We start from the raw sequence: 23,581 nt of genomic DNA on the forward strand, positions 1-23,581 counted from the left end.
ATCATTCCGGAGGCGGTGCGAACGCTTCCGGTTTGATTTGTTTTTGTAACCCTGTAGAAGTAGTTGTTTAGTTCATTATGGTTACCCTCCTTCCCTCAATTTTGTAATTTATTCCACCGGCTAGTTTCATCATTTCCAGTATCTCGGTAATCTCTTTAAAACGGGAAACGGCACCCCCGAATTCTTTGTCCCTTACGTCGCCTTCCAGCACTACTTCCACATCATACCAACGGGAGATTTTATGTGCAACTGCAGCTATATTTTCATCATGAAAAATAAACAAGCCATTCTTCCATGATACCGCTTCCTGTATATCTGCTCTCTGGGTTGATATGTCCTCTTCTGCGAGCTTCGCCGTTGCTGCATAACCTGGCGTGAGCAACACACTGCTTCCCTTATGTTCAAATCTCACACTCCCCTCTAACAAAGTGGTCTTTACCAGGCCGTCTTCAGCATATGCAGAAACATTAAAATGAGTACCCAATACTTTGACTTCCGTTCCGCTAGCTTCAACTATGAAAGGTTTTTCTTTATTTTTTGCGACTTCAAAATAACCTTCTCCAATAAGCTGGACCTTCCGTTGGTGCCCATTAAAAGCGAGTGGAAATCGAATGGATGAGCTTGCATTTAGCCAAACTTTAGAGCCATCTGCCAATACAATGCTATACCTCCCACCTTTAGGGGTCGAAATAACATGATAAAGAGTTTCGTCCACTGAAAGTTGCTCTTTTAGTCCGCTAAGGTTGTAAACCAATAACCCGTCTTTCTCCTTATGAAGTTTAATGCCAAACTCAGTTGTTAAATTGTTTTGTGTTGAATCAAGTAATATTTTCTTTCCATCTGATAAGGTTAAATAGGCTTTATCTTCTGCAGGAAGTACTGGTTTATAGGATGCTTTTGTGATCTGCTTATTTCTGGATATATTTCTATTCAGAAATAACATGCCTACAGATAGTATAATTAAAAGAGAGGCAGCAATTGGAAATGAATACCTGAAGAACCTTTTTCTCCGGCTTGAGGCAGCTACACTTGAAGAAACGGCATTAGAAATCTCATAATAGATCTCTTCCCTATCCCCCATACCCTCATTCCAGCTATCGTTATCCAGCTGTATCTGATCGTTATAGGCTTTTAACTGTTCTTGTTCTTCAACAGTAGCCTTACCAGACAAATATTTCTCAGAGAGCCTGATGAATTCTTCGCGGTTCATTAATTGGTATTTATAATGAGATAGTGTAAAGTTTAAGAGACTCCTCACATAAAATTTAAAAAAAATTTTAATTTGATTTTCTATCCTGAAATAGCTTACTTGGCACTACCATATTATAATGCCTGACTTTACTATAAGCGATACTGAACTTTGGTCATCTATTCAATCCGGTGACGCCCGCGCTCTTGAAAGCTTGCTTGATAGGTATTGGATACGTCTGTACAAAACAGCATTAAAACTTACCAAAGATCCGGAGCTTAGCAAAGAAATAGTACATGATGTATTTCTTAACATCTGGGAAAGGAAGGAGGCGCTTGTAATAGAATCATTCCCACACTTCATGCTTACAGCGGTGAGATACCAGTATTACAATAGAACAAGGTTAGCCAAGGCTCCCGTGATGCTCGTTGATAATTATGATAAGTTTAATAATACCCTTACAGCAAACGAAGGTGAAGTAAGACAAATTGAACTTGAGCTTGTTAATACTATTCGAGGGCAAATTTTACCACTGCCAAAGCGTTGCCAGGAAATATTTCTTATGAGCAAAACAGAGCATTTATCGAACTCAGAAATTGCCGACAAACTTCAGATCTCTAAAAGAACAGTAGAAAATCAACTGTCCATCGCTCTTAAATACCTAAGAAAAGTTCTGAAGAACAACTTTCTTACTGTAATGGAAATTACGACATTGATGCTTTCTCCTCTTTATCTATGATCAGATGATCCACTTTAAGCTCTCCAATGTGGAGTTGCTGGATTCTCGCCCTTTTTATTTTTAATTTTCCAATAGCCAAAGCACCTATAGCCAAAGCGCCAACAGACATCGCACCTATAGCGAAAGCGCCCATGGCAACTGCTCCAATTGATAGCGCGCCAACAGCTCTGGCTCCAATTGCCTGTGCTCCTACTGCCTCCGCACCATTAGCTTCCGCCCCTGTAGCTGAAGCAGCAAGGCCCTTAAGTAATTTTATATTTACTAGCTTCTGAATTTTCATAGGTCATTATGTTGATTAAACTCTTAAACCTATAAAACGCCGGGTGGTTCAATAAAAAATGTAATTACAATAAAAACCAATGAATGTAGGAGCATTCAGAACAAACAAGGCAAGTTGCACTCTTATTTGCCCAATCGAAATTAAAGAAGCTGGCTGCGGCTGTATTTAATTGAGCCTCTCGTTTCCAGAATGTGTCGCTGTTACAAACATGACAGATGAATTTTCTATTATGAATTTCGTAACTCGAAGGTTCGTCTTCAGAAAATAATCCCATATCTTAAGGTTAAGTGACTCTAATATAGGAGAAATTAGCGTTAAAGTGAAATACCTAAAATCTTACTTTATCCAGATCATTTGGGTGAAAGCCCCATTTGCAGCTATGTCCCAGGCTTCAACCCTCACCCATTTTTTTCCTGCCAAATTTGTAGACCAGCGAAACTCCTTCTTACCAAACGCTGTTGTACTGTTCAAATTAATTCTCTGCCTGTAAACCTTCGTACCATCACCCGAAATGATCTCGGCGTAATTCAAAGGATAAGTCCAGTCTATTTTAATTTTAACTTCCACATCCCCCTTGTTATCCAATATCAATGTCTCACCAGCAGCCTTACCATTTATGCTGAACGATGGGAAGAGCACTTCTCCTGTAGATACAAAAAACTTCCCCGCCCGCAGAACATCCAATACCTCCTTCCATCCATCCTTATAATCCGGCAACTTATCCATTTGTAAATAATTCACATTCAAATGGGCATACATCTCGTTCTGATGGGTGATCGTAAAAATATCAGATTCAGAGATCACGTGCTTCTTTAATCCCCAGTTAGCCATATCATCCATAAGATTTAAAACTCTCTTACTTAAAGTTTCCCAGGAAAGATCTGCAGGAATTGCCTTCCATGCAGCTCCCAAATAAGTATCAGACTTAAAAAAATCCTCATTCTTATACAAGTCAGGAAAGCCAGTGGAACCTTTCGTTCTCGCATGAGCTACCCATGCAAGGCCGCCCTCCAACTCCAGGAGTTTTTGCATCTCGGCTTTATTCCCAACATGGTAAACCCTCCCGTACCTCTGATCTTCTTTTAAAAAAGGTTGATCTGCACCTCTGGACATCACCCAATAAACTGGTTTTGGAAAAAATGCCAACCAATGCCCTCCGTAAAAATTATTTGCCTCCTCCCCTGGCATTAAGAGAAAGTCCTTATTTGAAAGCCTCTCAGTTTGTTCAAACAAACTCGCTAATTCTTTAAGTCTTACTGAGTCTGGCCCTTTTGGATGACCTGGCCCATGGAATTCTGCGAGTTTTACGATATCCAGACCAGCTTTTTTCAGTACATCTACAAATTCCGGATTTTCCGGAACTGGCTTTCCTGCTAAGGCAACATTCGATATGAATTCGTTGTGAAAATGACTAGCCATCGTTTTGTACCCAGGCAGAGGCTTGAACGCATCATGGTGTGTATACTTCTTCACCTCATTTAGTGCCTGCAGTCCATCACCTTTACTTAGAAGGCAAAAGAAGTTTAGCCTTTGCCTGGTACCAGGAGGAGCATTGAACCAAGGAACAAATCTTTTATCTCCCTCAGGATCCTGGCGAATTCCGAGGGCAAAACCGGAAATCATTTTCAGATAATCTTTTCCGTACCAGGTAAATTTCAAGTTATAAGCTTCATCCAGGGGGTAAAAGTATTGATGAGGAGCCGGAAAGAGTGCCAGGCTTCCTCCATGGCTTTCACCGATGATCGCACGATACTTTACTTCAAGATTTCTGCTGACATCGCTGGGGGAAGCAACAGTTCTTCTTAGCGTCCCTTGTAGATCAGACCATGCCAGACTTTTCCATACTACCTTTTCCGATACAAGTCCTGCATCATATAAAATTGCGGTAGAATCTTTATCTGTAGATACAGTTGCAGATATATTAAATAAAGGGCTTTCATTATAAAGAGTGATCTCCAGGTCTCCACTGAAACCGGGGGCTTTCACACCTGGTATAGTCACTACCGTTCTTGCACCTTCTGTCCTGATCTTGGCTTTCCTTTTTTCTATATCTAATAAATAAGTTTGAAAAGGCCTTGAGGGCACACGATCGAAAAAAACGTCCCAACCACCGCTTGACGGGCTGAGAGTCCGTTTGCCTACCCTCAGTACAAAGGCTGGGTTAAGATTAGAAGCGATTTCAGAAAAAGACTGTCTCTCTGCAAGTTGAATGCTTTTAAATAAGGGCTTGCCAGGATCAAGGTTCAACACTAACTTCCCTTTACTTCCTTTTCCAGAAGGCCAGGTTATCACCACTCCTTCTTTAGCATTATAAAATTCAGCACCATTCTCGCCGAAATTTTCAATATCCACGACCGGCTGAGCAAAGATACTGGCAAGTGAAAACAACTGAGGTAATAACAACAGGTATACTCTTTTCATAAACAGGTAGTTTCAAACATGAGGCATTGACTGGCAAAAAGCAAGTTCATCTCTTCAACCTCCAAGAAAAGCAATTCTAGATCAGCAATTGTATCAAGTTATATCTGCATTGTCTCAAATTGGCATTTAGCTAATTACCGGAATACAAAAATCCACGATGGACTTTCTTTCAGGGTGCTCATTAAAATTATTGTGATAAATCTCGAAAGGATTTCTTTCTGCCTTTTTATACCCATTCTCATTCATCCACACAAACAAACCTTGCCAGGACTTCTCGAACTCATCTAAGTGAATTTCAAGACTTGCAACTATACATTTTCCCGGATCCATGGAAGCAAGTCCAATTTCGCTACTTGGATCTACCGATTTGGTCAAAACTATACATGCACTCATCCTTACCTTGCTGGGTTCAGTAACTTTAAAGCTGTCATGATAGATCGTTAACATTTTAGTATCTCCATTGAGAAGCCCCTGTGGGGAAGCCCATCTCACCAACTTGTTAAAGGAGTCGGCCAGATTTTGAGGTCCGATATTGGAAACATATGCCAGGTTCATTTCTGGCATTTCTCTTACTTCAATCTTTGCATTCATTTTTATCCACTCTTTAAGTTCATTAATGATACAAAGGTATTTGTCAGAGTCAGGATAAGCTTGTCCAGTCTTGCTATCCAGTTGTCGGATCTTGCTATGTCTGTTGGGATTTTGCTTCTTGAATGTTGTGGGGCTTACTCCAAAAAACTTTTTAAAAGCCTTCGAAAACGAAGCGTCATCTGCATAGCCGTATTTATGGGCAATCTCTATAGATTTCAAGTTGGTATGCAAAAGGTCAGCTCCAGCTTTTTCTATTTTCCTCCGGCTAACATAGTCATTCAGAGTTTCGCCTGTTATAGATTTAAATATGCGATGGAAATGGTATGGAGAAAAAAAAGCAACGTCTGCAACAATAGATAGAGAAAGATCTGAATTCAAATTCTCGTCGATAAACTCAAACACACGGTTTAACCGGCGTTGATAATCAATCTTTATTTCTTCACTTCCGATCATAATTCAATTCATAAAATAAATTTGAAGCAAGAATACATGGTTTTTTGAGAAGACTTTAATAAAGTTTTTTGATAAAAAGAATCACCAAAATTAGTAAGTAAGAATGGGAGCGTTATGAGAACGGCTCCCTTCCTCTATTTACCTTACCCAAAATTTGGATTCTGTAAGAAGTAATACTATCCTGAATTGTTTTAAAAAGGTTTGAAGAGTTTCAATTTCATCTTAACACCTATGCGTTTATCCTCACCTGGCTTAAAAATATGCTTGTCAAACTCCTCGAAACCGTTTTTCTTATGGTGACGGATTGCCTGCAGATTTTGTCGAATTTAGGGCGATTGAATTGTAAATATCACTACCGTTCCTGAAGCAATGCCTGCTCCTGCTTACTTAAGCTTGCACTCCTTAAATTATTCAACGCAAGATTCACCTCTTTCCATTTTTTGCGACTTTTCCTCGTACCAGGAGCTTTTGCAGGATTAAAGAAATTAGTAAGATGGATCATTATTTCAGGGCTCACGTTTTGAAAGTGCTTCTCATTTAGTTTCAATAGCAGGTTGATATAACTATCATCTGCTATTGGATATTCTCCCCATGCTGTTGGAAAACCGGTATCAAGAGCCTTATTTGCAAAAGAAAGGGTCCCCGAATTCCCGTTTACAGTTGTTGCCTTTCTGTAGTAAACTAATGTGCTGTCGAAACTTCTGATAAAAAGCTTTTCTGCCTCAACAGTAGGCTCCTTGAACTTCAACTTTGCAAGAGGTCCGATTTTCGGGAGCACGGGTATTAATACAGAAAGGACCGTTGGAAAAACTCCTGCCCTTTGATGGTCTTTGCCAAATTCATGGTAATAGGTCCGATTTTTCATACGGTACGAGAAGATCCTTGCAGTTGCAGAAGGATTAAGCTTTTTAATGTCGGACTTCTTCTTTGCCCAGGCCGTTCTTACAATCGTTGGAAGTACGCTCTTTATAGTCCAGCGATAAGTTGATATAGCTACAGGCAAACTTTTGAATACATCCCGAAGTGCAACTCCGTATGTTCTGTAGAAAGCTTTCTCTATAACGGGAATTGAAATATTAAAGCCAATAAAGTCATGATACTGTTTAGAAGCGTAATTGCCTCTTGCAGTTTGCAGAACATCAAACGCAAATTCCATTCTTGAATGAGATAAATGGTCTTGGGCATAAGTAACGGTATCTCCGAAATCTCTACCAACCTGTGGATATACTAAAGGCACAGCTACATTTGTCGCTAACCGATGTCCATAATTATCTCCTAGATAATGTGCCAGAGCACCTAAGGCAAATGCAAGTTCATCCAGGGTTTCCGCTTCTTCCAATAACGCAGTAACATAATCGCCCGTTCTCACATTATGTACAAAGTCAGTGTATACCATACTTCCGAAGGGGCTGTACCCAATATCAGGCATTATGGCTCCACCATAAGCATAAGAATGAGCCTTCAGAAGCTCCTTTTCCTTGGCCTGGGGAAATCTTGCTAAAAGCTTTGGTTCGATAACCGATTTCCAACTTGCATCTATAATGGCTTCGTGAGTAAGCAAACAATAAGCTTTTGAAGAAACGGGATGCATCAAGACGCTGCAAGCAGTAACTAAACTTAGAAAATAATATTTTGTATATAAAAAAGAGATAGAGTAGAAATTCCTCATGCAGTATAATTGGTTACATAATTTCAAAAACAAAAAAGAGACTGGATTGCAGTCACAGCCTCTTTAATTATTAAGCTTTGGAAAGCTAGTCTTTAATAACAGTTCTCCGTTCCACGGTTCTATCAGTACCTCTGCCCCCTAAAAGAGCAAAAAGAAGAACTATCAATAATATTGCGCCTATCAGGTACATCCAGGGGAATGAGCTTCCACCAGAACCATCATTGACATTTAAATCTACGTTTGCGTCTACAGCCTTTTCCTGCGCAAATGCCATCACATTTATAAAGGCTAATGTTAACGCCATATTTAGCTTTTTCATAGCAGTGTGTTTCTGCTAATCATACAGAAACCCTGCCATAACAATTTCCTAACACCATACCACTTCCCTCCTTTTGCTAATTGTATGTTTAACCATACAAAAGCCACTTATTTATTAGGTTTCCTGTACACCGTTATATGTTTTTTCTCCGCCAGTCTTTCCTAAAATAAGCCATTTTCATTTGGGGAGTTCTTTTCGATCGCCTGCCCCAGATCCCAAAGCTCTTCAATCTTATTATTTTCAAACCGGAAGATGTGCACGACAACAATATCCATTTCATGCTTTACCACCAGAGAATGAGTAATAACAGTATTGTGGTCGACGTAAGAATGCTTGATATCTATAGATCTGTTAGGACTATTCCTATGGGCTTCTTCCATTGCCTTCTGCAAAGCCTCACGTGTTCCTTCAAAATATTGATTGTGATGAATGAAACTGGAGGCTACATATAAGTCAAATGCTTCCTTCACCTTACCGGTGCCTGCAAGTTTTAAAAATGAAATAGCGGTTTCTTTAATATCCATACCTATAAACCTATTTAAACTTTCTTCAATATCCCCTTTTCAACGCTCTTGTTTATTAGGTTTTCCGCAAAGTTCCATAAGCTCGTCGAACCTTCCTTAATTACCTTTTTTTTCTCGTAAACTTTATGATAGTCTACATTAAACTCCCGCCATGTTCCCCCATTATTTGACGTATTCTGCAGTAAAGGTTCAAGTCTGTCCATCGATCTTGCAAACTTCGCCTCATTACTTTGTCCTAATTCAAACTCCTCCCAGACGGCGATAAATTCCTCTGCTTGCTCCTTAGGTAACAACCCGAAGATCCGGTTAGCAGCTACTCTTTCTTCATCTGTATTGGAATGGCTTTTTGCGGTATCATAGATAAAAGTATCTCCAGCATCAATCTCGACGACATCATGGATCAATACCATCTTCAGAACCTTTAAAATATCGATGGGAACATTGGAGTGTTGAGCCAGAACAATCGTCATCATGGCTAAGTGCCAGCTGTGCTCGGCATCGTTCTCGTTCCGGTCACTGTTAAAAAGCTTCGTCTTACGTTGAATAAATTTGACTTTATCAATTTCCTTAATAAAAGCGATTTGCTTCAATAGATCTTCTGCTTGCATCATTTAAAAATCAAACTAACCTTAATAAAAAAATTAACCGTGAGTAGAACCCTTATGGAATTAACTATCAGAGAGCATCTACTAAACTATAAAACATAACCCAGTAAACCATGAAACTTTTCATCTCTACCTTAACTCTCTTTTTCACACTAAACCTTTATAGCCAAACACCGAAAGCTCCTCTTCCAATTAAAGACACAACTACCTTGCTGAAGGAAATCCGGCAAGTGATGGAACGTGAGAACATGCCGGGACTGATGATTGCTATAGTTAAAGGAGACTCAACAGTATATGCGGGCGCCATTGGTTATGCTGATCCGGAAAAAAGGAAGGCAGTGCATCCACAGACTCTTTTCCACCAAAACTCCGTAACGAAAATGTTCACCGCCATGGGAATACTTAAATTAATCCACGGTGGAAAGTTCAAACTTGATGATGAACTTAGGAAGATAGCCCCGGAGGTTAAATTTCAGAATCAATGGGAAGGTACACATCCTGTCAGGGTTATGCATCTGCTGGAACATACTGCAGGTTTTGATGATGTTCACCTTAACAAAATGTATTCTAATAAATCAGAACAGCATCAGGGCCTCGAAGCAGTAATGACGCATAAAAACAGCTTCATTTCCCGCTGGAGACCAGGGGAACGAATGTCCTATTCCAATCCGGATTATGAGATCCTGGGTTATCTAATAGAAAAGTTCAGCGGAAAACCGTGGTATGTTTTTCTAGAAGAAGAACTCCTTGCACCTGTCGGAATGAAATACGCGACCTTCTTTCACAAAAATAATAAAACAGAGGACTATGCTGTAGGATACCGTTCCTCAAAGGCGCAACTTACACAATACCCTTTCTATTCGCCAATAGGAACCGGTGCAGGAAGTGCCCTATTTGCAAGCGGTCTGGATATGGCAAATTTTCTAAAACTATTTATTAAAAATTGGCAATTAGAATCAGGACCATGGCTTCCAGAAACCTACTTGAATGAGATGGAAAAGGTCCATAGCACACTCGCCGCCAGGAACGGCCTCAAGCTGGGCTATGCCCTGGGAAATGATAAATTCCCTAATAACCCGAAGGTAACGTTCAGGGGGCATTTTGGCGATGGAGAAGGATTCAATTCACTGGTTTTATACAATAGGGAGCATAAGATTGGATATGCCATAAGTAACAACGCGGGAAAAGGCTTATGGCCTTTATCTCAGATTATAGAAGACTATTTAACCAAAGACCTTCCCCAAGCAAATACAACTGCAGCCATTCCTCTTACAAGCAGTATCGCCCCTTACCTTGGCTATTATCAATTTCAAAATCCCAGAAGCGATAAATGGAATTTTCTACAGACAATCCTTGGCGGATTTAAACTGCAAAAGTCGGGGAGCAACCTAGTAATAAAAAGCTTGTTTAGGCCAACTGACACTTTATACCGTGTGAAGGATCTTTTGTTTAAGCGGAAGCATGAGCTTGAACCCTATTACGTTTTAGGGAGAGATGACACAGGCAATACCTTCTTCCAGGGTTATAGAAGCGAATTCTACCAAAGAACCTCTTACTTTCCTATTTTATTACAGCAAATTTTGCTGGGACTAACAGCCCTGGTTGTTTTAGCAACGGTCCTACTGGCTTTTCAAACCCTCACACTTGCGGTTTTAAAAAAAGCAAGGCTCAATATCCTTGCACCAGTGTCTTTACCCCTTTTAGCACTAAGCTCAGCATATCTGGCCTACTGGGCCATGGTGAATATCGATTCTACCAATAAGCCTGCCTTTAATAATTTCAATATTTACTCAGCTGCTATCTTCCTTGGTTCAGTTGCTTTCAGCCTTTCTATTGTCTGGGGATTGATACTATTATATAAAAGATGGACTGAAATTGATAATAAGTGGGTTAAAAGAATACTCTGCTTCAATCTAACTGTCTTAGCTTGTTTTGCTATTTATTTAGCCGTCAACGGATGGATTGGAATCAGGGTTTGGTCACTTTAGATTAAAGCATATAGCAACTTTCGACGCTTTCAAGCAGACAGAGTTGCTATGTCCATAGTTGCAATTTCAGCCTGGAAAGCTCCTCCTATTACTAAATCATGAAAATTTCCTCAAAAAAGCTGTTTTATCTTTCCAGGAACATTCAGTTCAATTTACTCAGGCAAATGAACTATTGTGAGAAAAAGAACTTTAATTATATTCGCCTTTCCTGAATGATGTGGCGAAAAACAGTAAGCGTTCCGAATCAGCTGTAACATCAAAAAAGAAAATACGTAGTATCCTAACAACATAAGTTACACTGAAGGCACCCAAGAAAGTTTGTACCGATTAAAGTTATATATCCTGATATTTTTTATACTCAGCGGGTTAGGAGTATTAGGGACAGACCTATTTCTTGAAGAGCTTTCCGTCCTGTTAAACCTTAGGCCAACCCTTGTACACTTTATCATCACCCTCCTTTTCTTTTCCATCCTTCCCTATTTATTTTATCGATTGCAGTTAAGAGAAGTAAGGGCCCTACAGGAATTGGAACGAACAAAAGCTGATGCTGCTGATCAGATTAACCGTACCCTTGTAGAGAATGTCAGACTTTCTGCGTTGGCAGATAAGATCAATAGCCTGGTAATGATCACAGACAACACCGGAAAAATACTTTGGGTAAATTCTACATTTGAACGGTTTACAGGGTATTCCCTTATAGAAGTTGCAGGCAAGTATCCCAACTTTCTTCATGGTCCAAATACGGATGTTAGCGTCCAGGATAAGATCAATCAGGAAATCATCAAATCCGATTTCGTGCGGGGTGAAATTATTAATTATACGAAAGGTGGTGAAGAATATTGGGTAGAACTGAATATCTCTGCGATATATGATGATAGCTGTAAGGTAAGTCAATATATATCGATATCAAATATCATTACAGAGCGAAAGCGAAATGAAGCGATCATTGAAAGACAGAAAGAAGCCTTCAGGCAGGTTGCCTGGGCAAATTCTCATTCACTACGTCGCCCCGTTGCTTCGATCCTCAGCCTGGCAAGACTAAGCGAAGAATGCATCGAGGCAGACGAACTAAGAGAGATCCACTCGCTTTTAAAAATTTCAGCTGATGAATTAGATATTGAGCTAAGAAAGCTTTCAAAAGACATCAACCAGCTGGAGTCAGATATCGATACTATCGGGGAATAATTTTCATAATCTAAATGCAATATATCTTTTCTTAACATCCTTAATTCTTCAAAAATCAGGATTATTGCAATTTCAAAAAGAATATATGTTTTTAGAGCCGACAGAAAAAATAAAGATCTCTGCAGTAGATGATCAATTGATTTTTCGTGAGTTATTGTCGCGGGCATTAAAGTCTATTCCTGAATTCGAGTTTTTAAATGCCTATAGCGATGGGAGCGCTTTTTTGGAAAGTATTGCCACTACTCCTGCTCTTAAACCTAATATTGCCATCATCGACATTGATATGCCTGAGATGTCGGGAGAGGAATTAAACGAGATCCTGCATCAAAAGTATCCTGATATTAAAGTGATCGTACTTTCTATGCATACCGATTCACCTACTATATCAAGCGTTATTAACTCTGGAGCAGCTTCTTATTTACCTAAAGATAGTCCGATAAGCGAGCTTTTATGGGCAATAAACTCGGTTTACAGAACCGGATTTTATCTCAATAATCAAGTAGTTGATAAACTAAGGGAAGGGAAAGAACGAAAGACGGTTTCCATTAATGGAATCAGTCCCAGAGAGGTTGAGGTACTGAACCTTATATGTAAGGAATATACTAACGCTGAGATTGCAGATAAGCTTAATATCAGCATTCGCACGGTCGATACCCATCGAAAAAGTCTTCTTTTAAAGACGGAAAGTCGCAATACTGCTGGCTTGGTACTATTTGCCGTGAAAAATCAGTTACTTACCTCTTAGTTTTGCTCAACCACAGAACATCCAGCTCCAGCTCCAGCTCGCATTACAGATCCATCGAAAGCAAAACAACTTTCTAAGTTTAAATACTCATACCTTATCCGTAAAAACACCTAGCCCTAATACAAAACGCGTATTTTGAAAATTACCATTTTCACACTATGGTGGCTGAATGGAAATTTTCTGAAGTTTGTTTCATACAAGAACGCAAGGAAATCAGTTCTGCAGCGATAAAAGAAATAACACCATGACGCTAATATTATTAAACAGAATCTTTAAAACCAGGAAGTTTGATTTCTCTGCAATATTTCAATCATTAAACTTTGCATTGCTCATGGATGTAATTATTGCACTTGCAATAATTAAAAATTTCCACGCTTTATTTACTACGATTTTCAGATAGTGAAAATTTCTAAAAGAGTTAATAGGACACATTATAAAAGTATAATCGACCGGTACTTTCCCGTTAGAATTAAGGTGGGTATTTAGGGAAGGTACCGTGTTGATTTTTTAAAAGTGGGAGAATGAAGATCTTAATTGCCGAAGACGACGCAGTAACCCTGAAGGTACTGGAAACCCGATTAAAAAGAGCTGGCCACGAAGTTGAAAGTTCAATAGATGGAATTGAAGCATTAGAAAAAATAGCTGCTTATCAGCCAGATCTGGTGATCACTGATATATTAATGCCTTACTCTTCGGGATTAGAATTTGCAGGAGTAGTAAAGCAGAATTATGATATTCCAATCATTATACTCTCTGGTCTTCATCAGGAAAAAGTAATTGTAGAGGCTTTTGCACTGGGTATCGACGACTATATAACGAAACCATTTAGTGCGCTCGAACTGATATCCCGAGTTAATCGCCTGGTGTTAAAATAAGAATTTGGTTCAGCTTGCTCTCGCTCCACCCATTAAACGCTCTTGCGGTTTGGAGCGGGCCAGCAGGCTTTTACTTTAATATAAATTATTTTATACATCGGCAGAACTTCTGAGAAAAACTATCGTACAAAGATCTCGTTATGAGACGTATAAACAAAGGTGTTCTGTTGGCATGGCTGTTTTTCCTGACTGGAGTATTTATCGTTATTTTCTGGTATAACGAACAACGTTATTCAACAACTCCGTCATCTCTTCCTGCCAGTTATATTAAAGTTCCTTAAAAGCCGTAGAATTACGCAAGGTTGTGCGTTTTTCTGATTATTTCTTTGATCACATCATCAAGGTCTACTGCCGACTGGTATAGCAAAGGCATTAACTCGTTAAGAGTTTCCTGTTGCGGGTCCATGGTCATTAGATTAACCAATCCAAGGATCCTCGAAAGAGGTGCTCGAACAATATGAGATTGTACCCAGGCGATATCCATTAATTTCTTATTCTGGGCTTCTATCTCTTTAACGTAATTCACACTACTTGTAATATCTCTGCATATAGCGATGTAATTCTTGATAAGGCCTGTTTCATCACGAACCGGTGCGATACCTAAGGAACCCCAGTAACATTCCCCATTCTTTTTATAAAAGACAGTCTCTATACTGCAACTTTTACCTTCCGCAATAGCGTTACCTAGTTTTTGCAATTCATCAGGATCTGTTTCGGGCCCTGTAAGTATACTTGTCCTTTTACCCAATATTTCCTCTTCCATAAAACCCGTCATCCTATAAAATGAAGGGTTAGCATAGATGATTGACACCTCTCCGTCAACAACAACTTCTGGAGAGGTAATTAACACAGCATCAGTTGTATTGGTAATAACCGACTCAAATAAACGCAACCGATGTTCTTCCATCTTAAGAGCTGTAACATCCTTCATAGCCCCGATCATCCTTACAGGCTTTCCACCAGGATCACGCACTATTACAGCATGATTTACGATAATGGCATATTCCCCACCAGCCTTCTGGAACAGATATTCATCATGCCAGTACTGAGTAATACTGTCCGCCAGGGTTCGCCCTATCCCCGCCCACACTTCTTCGAAATCATCAGGATGCACCAGCGCTGTGATCCATGCACTGGATACTTCTGTACCCGCCTCCTGGTAACCAAAAAGCGTCGAAAAACCTTCTCCCAGAAAAACCCTGTCGTTCAATAGGTCAAAGTCCCATATTGCATCTGATGTAGCACGTGTAGCTAGTATAAATCGTTCATTACTTTCAATTAAACGTTTTTCTGCTTCGGCGCGGGTAGTGATATCATTGGCAATTACCAGCCGGCATTCTCGCTGGTTAATCTGAATAGCATGAGAAGAAATCTCTACTAAAATCAATTCGCCGTTTTTTTTACGATGTCTCCAGGCACCGAGACTGGAGGAGCGTTTTCTTGAGGCCTCTTTTACGAGTTTAGTAACACTAAGAACATCTTCAATAGGTCTGAAATCTAAGATACTCATCGAAAGAAATTCCTCACGACTATAACCATAAGATCTTATTGCAGCTTCATTAACTTCTACAATCTTTAGCGTTTCCAACTCGTAGATCCAGTTGGGAAGCGGGCTGTTTTGAAAGATCTTCCGGTATTTTTCCTCCGATTCGGCAATAGTAAGGTCGGCAAGTATTCTGTCCGTGATATCCTGTACAGTCCCTTCCATACTTATAACCTCTCCGGCTTCATTGCAGTTAGAATTAGCCAAGGCGTGAACATATCTTAAAACTCCATCCGCTCTTTTAATTCTATAAACAATATCTGTATTATGCTTTCCAGCTATAGTTTCCTTGTGATATTCCAGCAGCCGGTCCCGGTCTTCCACATACACCGATCCAAGGAAATGATCGAAGCTTACAGAAGTAGCTTTTGGCCATCCCCAAATATCATAATGTTCGTCAGACCAGAAGAGCTGATCCTTACTTACATCAAACTCCCAATATCCCAGGCGGGCAATCTTCTGAGCAGAAATCAGGCGACTATTAAGCTTAAAAAGCTCGAACTCGCTTTGCTTCCTTACTGTCACATCCCTGAAATTGACTACTATCCCCCCTAAGGCCTCATTTTTCAGCATGTTACTAAACGTAAACTCCATCCATTTTGATTGACCATTGTCTTCTGCAAGAGAAATAAGGACATTTTTTAACTGCGAACCAGGCTTCTGCTTAAGTCGCTCCAACAATTGATTAAGGTAAGAGGCGTTTTTGCTATCAAAATGCGATACAAATACAGAATCCAGCAATACTTCCCAGCTTAGTCCGGTTATTCTTTCTACCTGCGGAGATACATATTTCACTATGTTATCTTCCCCTAACAGCATAATCCCGTCCGAACTATTTTCGATGAGTCCTCTGAACTTTTTCTCACTTTTCTCCAACCGGTCTTCAGCCATCTTTTGCTGGGTTATATCTCTACCTGAAATACAGACACCAGTAATAACTCCCTCCTCTTTAATTGGATAAATAGAAAAACTAAAACAGTAAAAACCCTCTCCCTCTACAAACAGAGGTCTCTGATATTGTACCACATTGTCCTTCAACACACGGATAACCTGCTTTTTAAAATATTCTTTCCAGGGATCTTCGATATAATCCAAAAGGCTTTTACCTTCTTCAAACTTAAGGGGTGAGTCTTTTAATAAAATATAGTCATGAGCTCTATTATTGAACGCCTTAATCTTTAAGTCAGGATCGGTAAGGACGAAACCTTCTATAGAATTGTTAAAGATCGTACGAAGGTTTCTTTCCAGTTCAATTTCTACCCGGGTTTTATTTTCGGGTGCTGATGCCGTATCGTCTTCACCCAGACCACGAGTCGCTTCCTCCCGATTTAACACCCTGGACGTAATATCAAGGATGGTATGAATAATATACGCTAGCTCCCCTTTAGTATCTACTACTGCAGAGGTATGAGTTTCCCAATAGTTGATTTGGCTACTTGCTCCATTTCCTGTTGGCAAATCGTATCGAATAGGTCCCAGATCATATGCTCCCTTCGTTGTCCGTACCTTTTCAAGCGCCGTTCTGATAGACTTGATTGCAGATTTTTTATTGTCCGTTTCCAAATCTGGAAACACCTGAAAAAGAGGTTTGTCAAGCAGCTCGGGTAAGGGAGTACGAGTGGCTTTTATAAAAGCATCATTGGCGTCCATAATGCGATAATCCTTTTCAGGGTATAAAATTAAGGTGGGCACAGGATGACTTTTAAAAATCTCGTGAACGTCTTGTAATGGTATCATATCATCATCGAATGAAAGCGTACCGGCAATTGGTTTATAATCAAAAGAAACAATATAAAATGCTGGATTTAGTTTGCTATCACTGGTAAAATAGTAATGAGACTTGGAGCATTCGATAAAAGACCGCGGTTATAATATTGCAATCAGCTAATCGGGATTAGCAGCCATCAAAAAGAAAAATCAAGTACTTTGGAGGGTCAGAACCTGCTAAACAAAAAACCCCTGATGCTTTGGAGAAAGCAGCAGGGGTAGATCCACAACCATGAATCAGCAAATGAAGATTTGTAGTGAGCGAATATCCATTTCTTGTAGTAATAAAAAAATGAGGTTTATCACAAATACGAAAAAGAGAAGCTCTTCATCCGCAATTAATTCTCTTATAACCCTAAGCAATACTAAATTATTATTGTTAGACCACGATTAAAATGAAAATTTTGATCTCCGCTCCCTTTGTAGGATTAATTAATAGCTCTTTTAAAAGAAGAACGATTAATTTGTTGAAGAATACTATTAAAATGTAAAGCTTACCTAGATCAAGTTCTGCCCGATCAGATCCAGGACTGAATACCTCTTATTTTCAAAGACATGATCTTTTACGGCCTCAACTATTTTCCAGAGGCCGGTTACGTAAGACTGATGCCCCAGCACTTTTGTTTCAATTGATATCTGTTCAGATCCTTCTCCGATAATAATCTTGTGATAAGCATGCCTATCCAAAAACGCTGCAGGTATTCCGATCTCCGCTAATTGCCGTTCAGGTTCCCTCACAGATTCGATCTCGGGAAAAGGAATATTTAAAGACTCAGCAATCTTATAGGCTGTTCCCGGAGCGGAGGTTTTAGTTTTTTGATGGGATTCAACGATCCTAATCTTCTCCTTCTCAAAATATTTTCTTGAATCACTTAAAAGGCTAATGGTCTTAAGAAGTAAAATAGAGGTATTAGGACAAATTATGAGCGGAAAGTTTGGAGTCATATTCTCCGTTTTAAGTCCAGTTGAAAGCTCGATCAATACAGACTTAGTCTTTGCACAAAAATCAACGGCATCATCAAGTTGCCTTCCTGAGCCGGCATGAACCACTATCACCTCTTGAGAAAGAATCTCGCTATTAATCATATCCCAACTAATAACTTCACAATTCCTTAAATCCGGATTGGAAGATAAAATTGCATTTGCAAGCTTTCCTGCTCCGACAACAACGACCTTCATAATTCTCTTTTCGCGAAGATGCAAAAAGATAAGTAACGCAAAAAGTTTTATCGCAGTAGGAGGCTTTCGAACATCGCCAGCTCCCCGTTAAAAAGATTCCTGATTTTCATGTAGCGTTTTCAGAATCGAACACGTTTGGTTCAGACAAATCACATTCAATACCATGAAAAAAGCGCTCTATTACCTCCTTATAGCCCTTCTGGCTACTCAATTTTCCTCGTGTAAAAAAGACGGTGAATCGATAGATAATACCGCAGAAGAAGAAACTCCGGGTTCCATAGCCCCTGTTGGTGAAGCAGACCTTTCTGCCAGGATCTCCAAAAGCATTGGGCTGGGCGGTGGCAGTCTTAGCAGCAAAGATGGGACTATTAAAGTAGAAATTCCGGCAGGAGCTCTTGAATCAAATCAAGAGGTTTCAATCGTTCCCATTACCAATACAAACCCTTTAGGCATCAATAAAGGTTACCGGCTGGAGCCTCATGGTGTCGAATTTAAAAAGCCGGTGAAGATCACTTTTTCTTACACTGATGAAGATATACAAAACACCCTTCCTGAGTTTCTTGGCATTGCCTATCAGGATAAACGGGGCGTTTGGCGGGCAATAGGCGGTGCCCAGGTAAACAAAACGAGTAAGCAAATCTCTGTTAACACTACTCACTTCAGCGACTGGACTTTCTTCGAACTCCTCTATATGATACCGGTGCATACAACTATTGAGCCCGGAAGTTCCGTTGATCTTAAGGTGGTCTGTGATCCTGATATTCTCGGCCCGCTTGTTGAAGGGAAGGAATATGGGATCAATGAAGCTGAACCAATCCCAGCATCACGAGTAAAAAAATGGACCTTAAGCGGAGCCGGAAACCTTACGTCTAACGGCTCTACGGCAAAATACAAGGCACCCGGAACTACCCCTAATCCGAGTACAGTTGCTGTAACTGCGGAAATTGATATGGATCTACTTGGTAAATTCCTTGTAGTAGGTCATATAAGTATTGCTGGTTCTTTTATCGAGTTTCAGTTAGGAAATTCCCCTATGATAAAGATCCCTGCTTCCCCTGTAGTTAAATTCGGAGGCGACTATCTGCTTGCTAATCCTGACAACGAGGGTGGAGGTTATTTCTTATTAAGATGGCCGGGAGGTAAAGGTACACATGGTTACACTATGGAAAATTCAGGTGGTCACTTTCACTGGCTAGATGGCGTAGATTACGTAAATTACTACCTGGACGATGACAAGGTTACCATCAGTGGGGGCTCAATAAACATTACAAGCATGGGCGAAGATGACGGATGGGTGGAAGGCACCTTTACAGTTTCGCCTACCGGTTCCGGAAAGCCCTTTCCCCGTCCAAGCGTGAACGTAAGCGGCAGGTTCAGAGCTAGAAAGGGATTTCAATAATTACAAGTTCAGGTACTTTTCATTACCTATTATTAGCCCTTTGCACTTTAGGCAAGGGGCTAATCAATTTCCTTGATAACTATTCCTCTTCCTTTTACGTAAAAGTTCTTCAATGACTTTTGCATCAAGGGCTACTCTAGCTTATTTAACCATCAGCGCCACTTGGATCGTATTGAGCGACAGAATTATCTTTTTTCTCTCTGAAAAATTACGGAAGGAAGATATTCTTCTGATGCAAAGTGGGAAAGGGCTATTCTTCATTTCCTTTACAGCTATCTTGCTATACTTCGCCTTAAGACGGTATAGTGAGAGGCAACATAGGTACATTAATGAAATTAAGATCTCAGCAGAAGAGAATGAGAAGCTGGTAAATATTCTGAACTGCGTAAGTAACATGGCAATCTTAACGGATAAGGATTCGCGAATAGTTTGGGTTAACAAATCATTCAGCGAGTTCACTGGATATAGCTCCCAAGAAATATTAGGTCAACTACCTTTCATACTGCATAAAGAAAAGACAGACGTATTTACTCTAAACAAAATTAAAGAGCGTTGCTCCAGGCATGAGTTCTTTAAAGAAGAGCTTATAAATTACAAAAAAAATGGCGAGCATTATTGGGTAGAGTTAACGTTCAGTCCCCTATTTACCCCTGCAAATGAGTTCAAAGGCTACATTACCATTCATTCTGTAATTACCGACCGGAAGATTAAAGACGAACAGATTCAAAAGCAAAATGAAGTTCTGCGGGAGATGGCCTGGTTAAACTCCCATGAGATCCGAAAATCCGTAGCGAATATGCTAGGATTGTTATCCCTCTACCCTGATCAGCAAACAGAAGAAGAGTCTGAGGTGTTACGCCTATTGCGTGAAAGTACTCAGGAGTTAGACTCGGCATTGAAAAGAATAGCTGAAAAGTCGAACAAGGTTTCCTGATGTTAAACCAGAGAATTTCCGTCCCCCCTGGTTTCGAAATTTAATAAACTCTATCTTGCCGTCGGCTTCTACAAGCCCTTTCTACTATTAGATACTGAAAGAAATGAAATCCGAAAAAGAAAAAATGTTGGCAGGTGAGCCTTATGATGCACATTGTGAGGAAATGATAGCTATTCGTACTAAAGTTAAGCGTATACTGCACAAATTAAACGTTACCGAATATTATACCGAGAACTTTCAAGCTACAATGAACGAGCTCTGTCCTAACTCAGCTAAGAATGTGCATTTGGAGCCTCCATTCTATTGCGACTACGGCGAGAATATCTTTGCAGCAGACGGAGTATTCATCAATTTCGGGGCTGTGATCTTAGACGGTGCAAAAGTTACTATAGGCCGAAAAACATTAATAGCTCCCGGCGTTCATATATACACGGCGCGGCATCCCCTTAATATTGAAGAAAGACGCGTGTGGGAAGATTGCCTTCCTGTTACTATAGGCGAAGAATGCTGGATAGGAGGACATGCTACTATTTGTCCCGGGGTAACCATCGGAGATCGTGCCGTAATTGGAGCCGGAGCCGTAGTTACAAAGGATATTCCCGCTGATACATTAGCCGTAGGAAATCCTGCAAGGGTTGTAAAAAAACTGAATGAATAAAGTATTGCCACTATAAGAAAGCAGTTGTCAGAAAAACAAACAGTATTTTCGATTGCTATGAGTTTAATTGGCAAGTATAAGTGGCAAGTTCAACCTTAGCTAACACAGCCAATCTCAGTAAGTTTCTTTAGGAGGCCTTCCAGTAGTTCAGCCTCGAAAGAAGACAGATCAGGAGAAATATACGATTCAGCTTTTATTTCCAGGAAGTTGGTTCCTGGTTGCTGAAACACTAATTTGACCTTTCGGCTTGCAGAGTAATATTCAAAGTATTCGTATTCCGGATGATCAGGAATCCTTATCGCACCTGAAATTATCTCCTTATTTGATAATTTAAAATGAGCTGGAATTATTTGCATATTTATGTTAAGACCTCTACCCTGTTCTATCCAGGGTTCTAAAATCCATAACCTTCATTACAGTTGTTTGCTTAACGGCGGTAAGCAACAGAAACTTTGATTCAGTCTCCTCAAGCTTATTCTCAAACATTGAGAATCGGTTCTTTAATAAGTGCATACCCTCCTTGAAGGTCTTTAAGTTTTCTTTAAATTCAGCGGATTTCGCGTTAACCTCTGCTATATAAGCAGCAATTTGTTCTTTAGTCAAGATAGGTTAAAAGCAATTTCAAACCAGTTTTGTTTAAATTTTGAGGAAAATTACTGCTAAGAGTACAACTCTCCTCTCCCTACGCACCTCACCTTCTTCGGAACTTTTTACCTTAATCTGGTCGTTTACGATCAGGGGTGTCAAGCCCCCGCTGTTGCATCAGGAATAAATTGCTGGATTAACGCTTGATCAAACATTGGCGAAGCTCTGATGTTAACTAATTCTACTATGATTTACCAGCCCTTTGGCTAATCACTTAAATTAAACACTATGTTTTACCACGTAAAAGAGTTGCAATTTAACGCAAGGGTGTCAAAACCCGACCCGCGATTTGCCAGACTACTTCTTGAGCAGTTTGGAGGAGGCAATGGCGAACTTAAGGCGGCCATGCAATATTTTGTACAAGCCTTTGCTTGTAAGAACCCATACCCGGATAAATACGATTTATTAATGGACATCGCCACCGAGGAGTTTAGTCACCTGGAAATAGTTGGTGCAACCATACAAATGTTATTGTCAGGAGTTAACGGAGAATTGAAAAATGCTGCCGAAAGCGAGGACATCATGCAGATGCTAGACGGAAAAGCGGCAAAAGAAGGATTTATTCATGAAGCAATGATCAATCCTCAGTTTTGCGTTTTGTCTGGTGGCGGGCCGATGCTTACCGATAGTAACGGGAACCCATGGACAGCCAATTATTTGAATGCTAACGGAGATCTAACGGTCGACCTAAGGTCTAATATTGCCGCTGAATCGCGTGCGAAAATAGTTTACGAGTACCTGATGAAGTTTACAGATGACCCTTATGTGAAGGAGACGCTGAGATTTCTGATGACCAGGGAGGTAGCACACTACCAGCAATTCGAAGCAGCCTTAAGTACTATACAGCCTAATTTTCCTCCAGGTGTACTTCAAAGCGACCCACGTTACAGCAACCAATATTTCAACATGTCTTCAGGTTCAGAAGCTAAAGGACCATGGAACGAAGGAACGAGCAGTCAGCTGGGTGAGCAATGGCAGTATATCCAGGATCCTTTAGATGCGGTTACCAGTACTGAGGGACTTACAAGCGTACAGCCAACTGGAACAGACCGTACAGAAAAGACAGTAGCTAAGATGAACAAGGCACTAAGTGAAGAACGAAGTGCAGAGGTGAAGTCTGCTACACCTGTAAAAGATATCCAATGGAGTACTTATTCAGAAGCTAAAGTTGACGACACAAGGAAGAAATCAAAATAGTTCAGAATTTTTATTTCCACAAACAGAGGATCGGATAGAACTTACCTTCTACGCTGATCCTCTTTGTTGCTGGAGCTGGGCACTATTATTGGAAATTGAAAAACTAGGCCAGGCATTTCCTGAAATACTTAACATTTCTATTTGCCTGGGTGGAATGATCCAACGCTGGGAAAACTTTAACGACCCGCTTAACGCTATTAACAAGCCTTCTCAGATGGGCCCTGTTTGGATGGATGCGAAGATAAAAACAGGCATTCCCTTCAATGAAAGTATATGGGTTGAAGATCCTCCAACATCCTCGTTCCCTGCCTGTATCGCTATAAAAACTGCAGAGCTTCAATCAAAAGAACTTGGATGGCAGTATTTAAAATTAGTTATGAAAGGTGTAATGATGGAAGGCAGGAACATCGCTAAACAGGATATCTTGCTCGAACTAGCCGAAACCCTGTCCCTTCAGAATCTTGATTTCAACCTTCAGCTGTTTATTGATGAATATAACCAGGAATCTAGCAGAGAAGCTTTTAGAAAAAACATCCAGCAGGCTAAGATCAACAATATAGGGAGATACCCTACTGTCACCTTAACATATCCGGGCAAAAGAGGGATCATTATTACAGGATATCGACCTTTTGAAATTTTAAGAGATGCTTTCCTTAGCATTGCATCCTGATGGAAA

Annotated in this window: 23 protein-coding genes; 11 read left to right on the forward strand and 12 right to left on the reverse strand. The window is 40.1% G+C overall.

Translation table 11 applies throughout. The annotated features are described in order from the left end of the window. Positions 1–67 precede the first annotated feature (67 nt). Complete coding sequence (locus tag J4N24_RS01810; protein WP_207531924.1) at positions 68–1,210, reverse strand: FecR family protein; 1,143 nt, start codon at positions 1,208–1,210, stop codon at positions 68–70. Between the two features lie 118 nt (positions 1,211–1,328). Between J4N24_RS01810 and J4N24_RS01815 the strand changes: the two genes are divergently transcribed. Beyond that, on the forward strand, positions 1,329–1,928 hold the full coding sequence (locus J4N24_RS01815) for an RNA polymerase sigma factor (RefSeq protein ID WP_207531925.1): 600 nt from the start codon (positions 1,329–1,331) through the stop codon (positions 1,926–1,928). Here the strand turns inward: J4N24_RS01815 and J4N24_RS01820 are convergent. The 7 genes from J4N24_RS01820 to J4N24_RS01850 all read right to left on the reverse strand — a co-directional run bounded on the left by J4N24_RS01820 (position 1,894) and on the right by J4N24_RS01850 (position 8,796). After that, positions 1,894–2,208 carry a hypothetical protein gene (locus tag J4N24_RS01820; RefSeq protein WP_207531926.1) on the reverse strand — a complete coding sequence of 105 codons (315 nt, stop codon included), beginning with the start codon at positions 2,206–2,208 and terminating at the stop codon, positions 1,894–1,896. The two genes, J4N24_RS01815 and J4N24_RS01820, sit on opposite strands and share 35 nt — an antisense overlap. Before the next feature lie 336 nt (positions 2,209–2,544). Then, the gene (locus J4N24_RS01825) at positions 2,545–4,629 is read right to left on the reverse strand and encodes a CehA/McbA family metallohydrolase domain-containing protein (RefSeq protein WP_207531927.1); all 2,085 of its coding nucleotides are present in this window, start codon (positions 4,627–4,629) and stop codon (positions 2,545–2,547) included. A 126-nt stretch (positions 4,630–4,755) separates the two neighbouring features. Beyond that, on the reverse strand, positions 4,756–5,673 hold the full coding sequence (locus J4N24_RS01830; RefSeq protein ID WP_207531928.1) for an AraC family transcriptional regulator: 918 nt from the start codon (positions 5,671–5,673) through the stop codon (positions 4,756–4,758). A gap of 352 nt (positions 5,674–6,025) precedes the next feature. Next, positions 6,026–7,342 (reverse strand): zinc dependent phospholipase C family protein, encoded by a 1,317-nt coding sequence (locus J4N24_RS01835; RefSeq protein ID WP_207531929.1) that lies wholly within the window; start codon positions 7,340–7,342, stop codon positions 6,026–6,028. Between the two features lie 85 nt (positions 7,343–7,427). Beyond that, complete coding sequence (locus J4N24_RS01840) at positions 7,428–7,661, reverse strand: hypothetical protein (protein ID WP_207531930.1); 234 nt, start codon at positions 7,659–7,661, stop codon at positions 7,428–7,430. Between the two features lie 161 nt (positions 7,662–7,822). After that, on the reverse strand, positions 7,823–8,185 hold the full coding sequence (locus tag J4N24_RS01845; RefSeq protein WP_207531931.1) for a nuclear transport factor 2 family protein: 363 nt from the start codon (positions 8,183–8,185) through the stop codon (positions 7,823–7,825). Between the two features lie 14 nt (positions 8,186–8,199). Beyond that, complete coding sequence (locus J4N24_RS01850; protein WP_242691471.1) at positions 8,200–8,796, reverse strand: HD domain-containing protein; 597 nt, start codon at positions 8,794–8,796, stop codon at positions 8,200–8,202. A 107-nt stretch (positions 8,797–8,903) separates the two neighbouring features. On the opposite strand from J4N24_RS01850, the gene J4N24_RS01855 reads away from it, so the two are divergent. From J4N24_RS01855 to J4N24_RS01875, 5 genes are all read left to right on the forward strand, one after another. Continuing rightward, positions 8,904–10,778, forward strand: coding sequence for a serine hydrolase domain-containing protein (locus J4N24_RS01855; RefSeq protein ID WP_207531932.1), 1,875 nt, complete (start codon positions 8,904–8,906; stop codon positions 10,776–10,778). 525 nt (positions 10,779–11,303) lie between these two features. Beyond that, on the forward strand, positions 11,304–11,963 hold the full coding sequence (locus J4N24_RS01860) for a PAS domain-containing protein (protein ID WP_207531933.1): 660 nt from the start codon (positions 11,304–11,306) through the stop codon (positions 11,961–11,963). 85 nt (positions 11,964–12,048) lie between these two features. Beyond that, positions 12,049–12,708, forward strand: a complete 660-nt coding sequence (locus J4N24_RS01865; RefSeq protein WP_207531934.1) for a response regulator — start codon at positions 12,049–12,051, stop codon at positions 12,706–12,708. Positions 12,709–13,229: 521 nt separating this feature from the next. After that, on the forward strand, positions 13,230–13,583 hold the full coding sequence (locus J4N24_RS01870) for a response regulator (RefSeq protein ID WP_207531935.1): 354 nt from the start codon (positions 13,230–13,232) through the stop codon (positions 13,581–13,583). A 140-nt stretch (positions 13,584–13,723) separates the two neighbouring features. Further along, positions 13,724–13,864, forward strand: coding sequence for a hypothetical protein (locus J4N24_RS01875; RefSeq protein WP_207531936.1), 141 nt, complete (start codon positions 13,724–13,726; stop codon positions 13,862–13,864). An 11-nt stretch (positions 13,865–13,875) separates the two neighbouring features. Here J4N24_RS01875 and J4N24_RS01880 read toward each other — a convergent pair whose 3' ends face one another. Both J4N24_RS01880 and J4N24_RS01885 read right to left on the reverse strand, forming a co-directional pair. Continuing rightward, positions 13,876–16,863: a PAS domain-containing protein gene (locus J4N24_RS01880; protein ID WP_207531937.1), complete on the reverse strand. Its 2,988-nt coding sequence runs from the start codon at positions 16,861–16,863 to the stop codon at positions 13,876–13,878. Between the two features lie 528 nt (positions 16,864–17,391). Continuing rightward, on the reverse strand, positions 17,392–18,072 hold the full coding sequence (locus J4N24_RS01885; protein ID WP_207531938.1) for a dihydrodipicolinate reductase C-terminal domain-containing protein: 681 nt from the start codon (positions 18,070–18,072) through the stop codon (positions 17,392–17,394). A gap of 163 nt (positions 18,073–18,235) precedes the next feature. Here J4N24_RS01885 and J4N24_RS01890 point away from each other — a divergent pair, with 163 nt between their 5' ends. The 3 genes from J4N24_RS01890 to J4N24_RS01900 all read left to right on the forward strand — a co-directional run bounded on the left by J4N24_RS01890 (position 18,236) and on the right by J4N24_RS01900 (position 21,063). Continuing rightward, positions 18,236–19,471, forward strand: a complete 1,236-nt coding sequence (locus J4N24_RS01890) for a hypothetical protein (RefSeq protein ID WP_207531939.1) — start codon at positions 18,236–18,238, stop codon at positions 19,469–19,471. Between the two features lie 112 nt (positions 19,472–19,583). Further along, positions 19,584–20,405 carry a PAS domain-containing protein gene (locus J4N24_RS01895; RefSeq protein WP_207531940.1) on the forward strand — a complete coding sequence of 274 codons (822 nt, stop codon included), beginning with the start codon at positions 19,584–19,586 and terminating at the stop codon, positions 20,403–20,405. 103 nt (positions 20,406–20,508) lie between these two features. Next, complete coding sequence (locus tag J4N24_RS01900) at positions 20,509–21,063, forward strand: sugar O-acetyltransferase (RefSeq protein WP_207531941.1); 555 nt, start codon at positions 20,509–20,511, stop codon at positions 21,061–21,063. Between the two features lie 95 nt (positions 21,064–21,158). Here J4N24_RS01900 and J4N24_RS01905 read toward each other — a convergent pair whose 3' ends face one another. Together J4N24_RS01905 and J4N24_RS01910 are read right to left on the reverse strand one after the other, a co-directional pair. Continuing rightward, positions 21,159–21,419 (reverse strand): hypothetical protein, encoded by a 261-nt coding sequence (locus J4N24_RS01905; protein ID WP_207531942.1) that lies wholly within the window; start codon positions 21,417–21,419, stop codon positions 21,159–21,161. A gap of 16 nt (positions 21,420–21,435) precedes the next feature. Next, positions 21,436–21,666, reverse strand: a complete 231-nt coding sequence (locus J4N24_RS01910; RefSeq protein WP_207531943.1) for a hypothetical protein — start codon at positions 21,664–21,666, stop codon at positions 21,436–21,438. Between the two features lie 270 nt (positions 21,667–21,936). Between J4N24_RS01910 and J4N24_RS01915 the strand changes: the two genes are divergently transcribed. Both J4N24_RS01915 and J4N24_RS01920 read left to right on the forward strand, forming a co-directional pair. After that, on the forward strand, positions 21,937–22,905 hold the full coding sequence (locus J4N24_RS01915; protein WP_207531944.1) for a manganese catalase family protein: 969 nt from the start codon (positions 21,937–21,939) through the stop codon (positions 22,903–22,905). After that, complete coding sequence (locus J4N24_RS01920) at positions 22,877–23,575, forward strand: DsbA family protein (RefSeq protein WP_207531945.1); 699 nt, start codon at positions 22,877–22,879, stop codon at positions 23,573–23,575. The genes J4N24_RS01915 and J4N24_RS01920 overlap by 29 nt, the downstream gene beginning before the upstream one ends. The last annotated feature ends 6 nt before the right edge of the window (positions 23,576–23,581 follow it).

The organism is Desertivirga arenae (genome assembly GCF_017355785.1).
Lineage (GTDB): Bacteria > Bacteroidota > Bacteroidia > Sphingobacteriales > Sphingobacteriaceae > Desertivirga > Desertivirga arenae.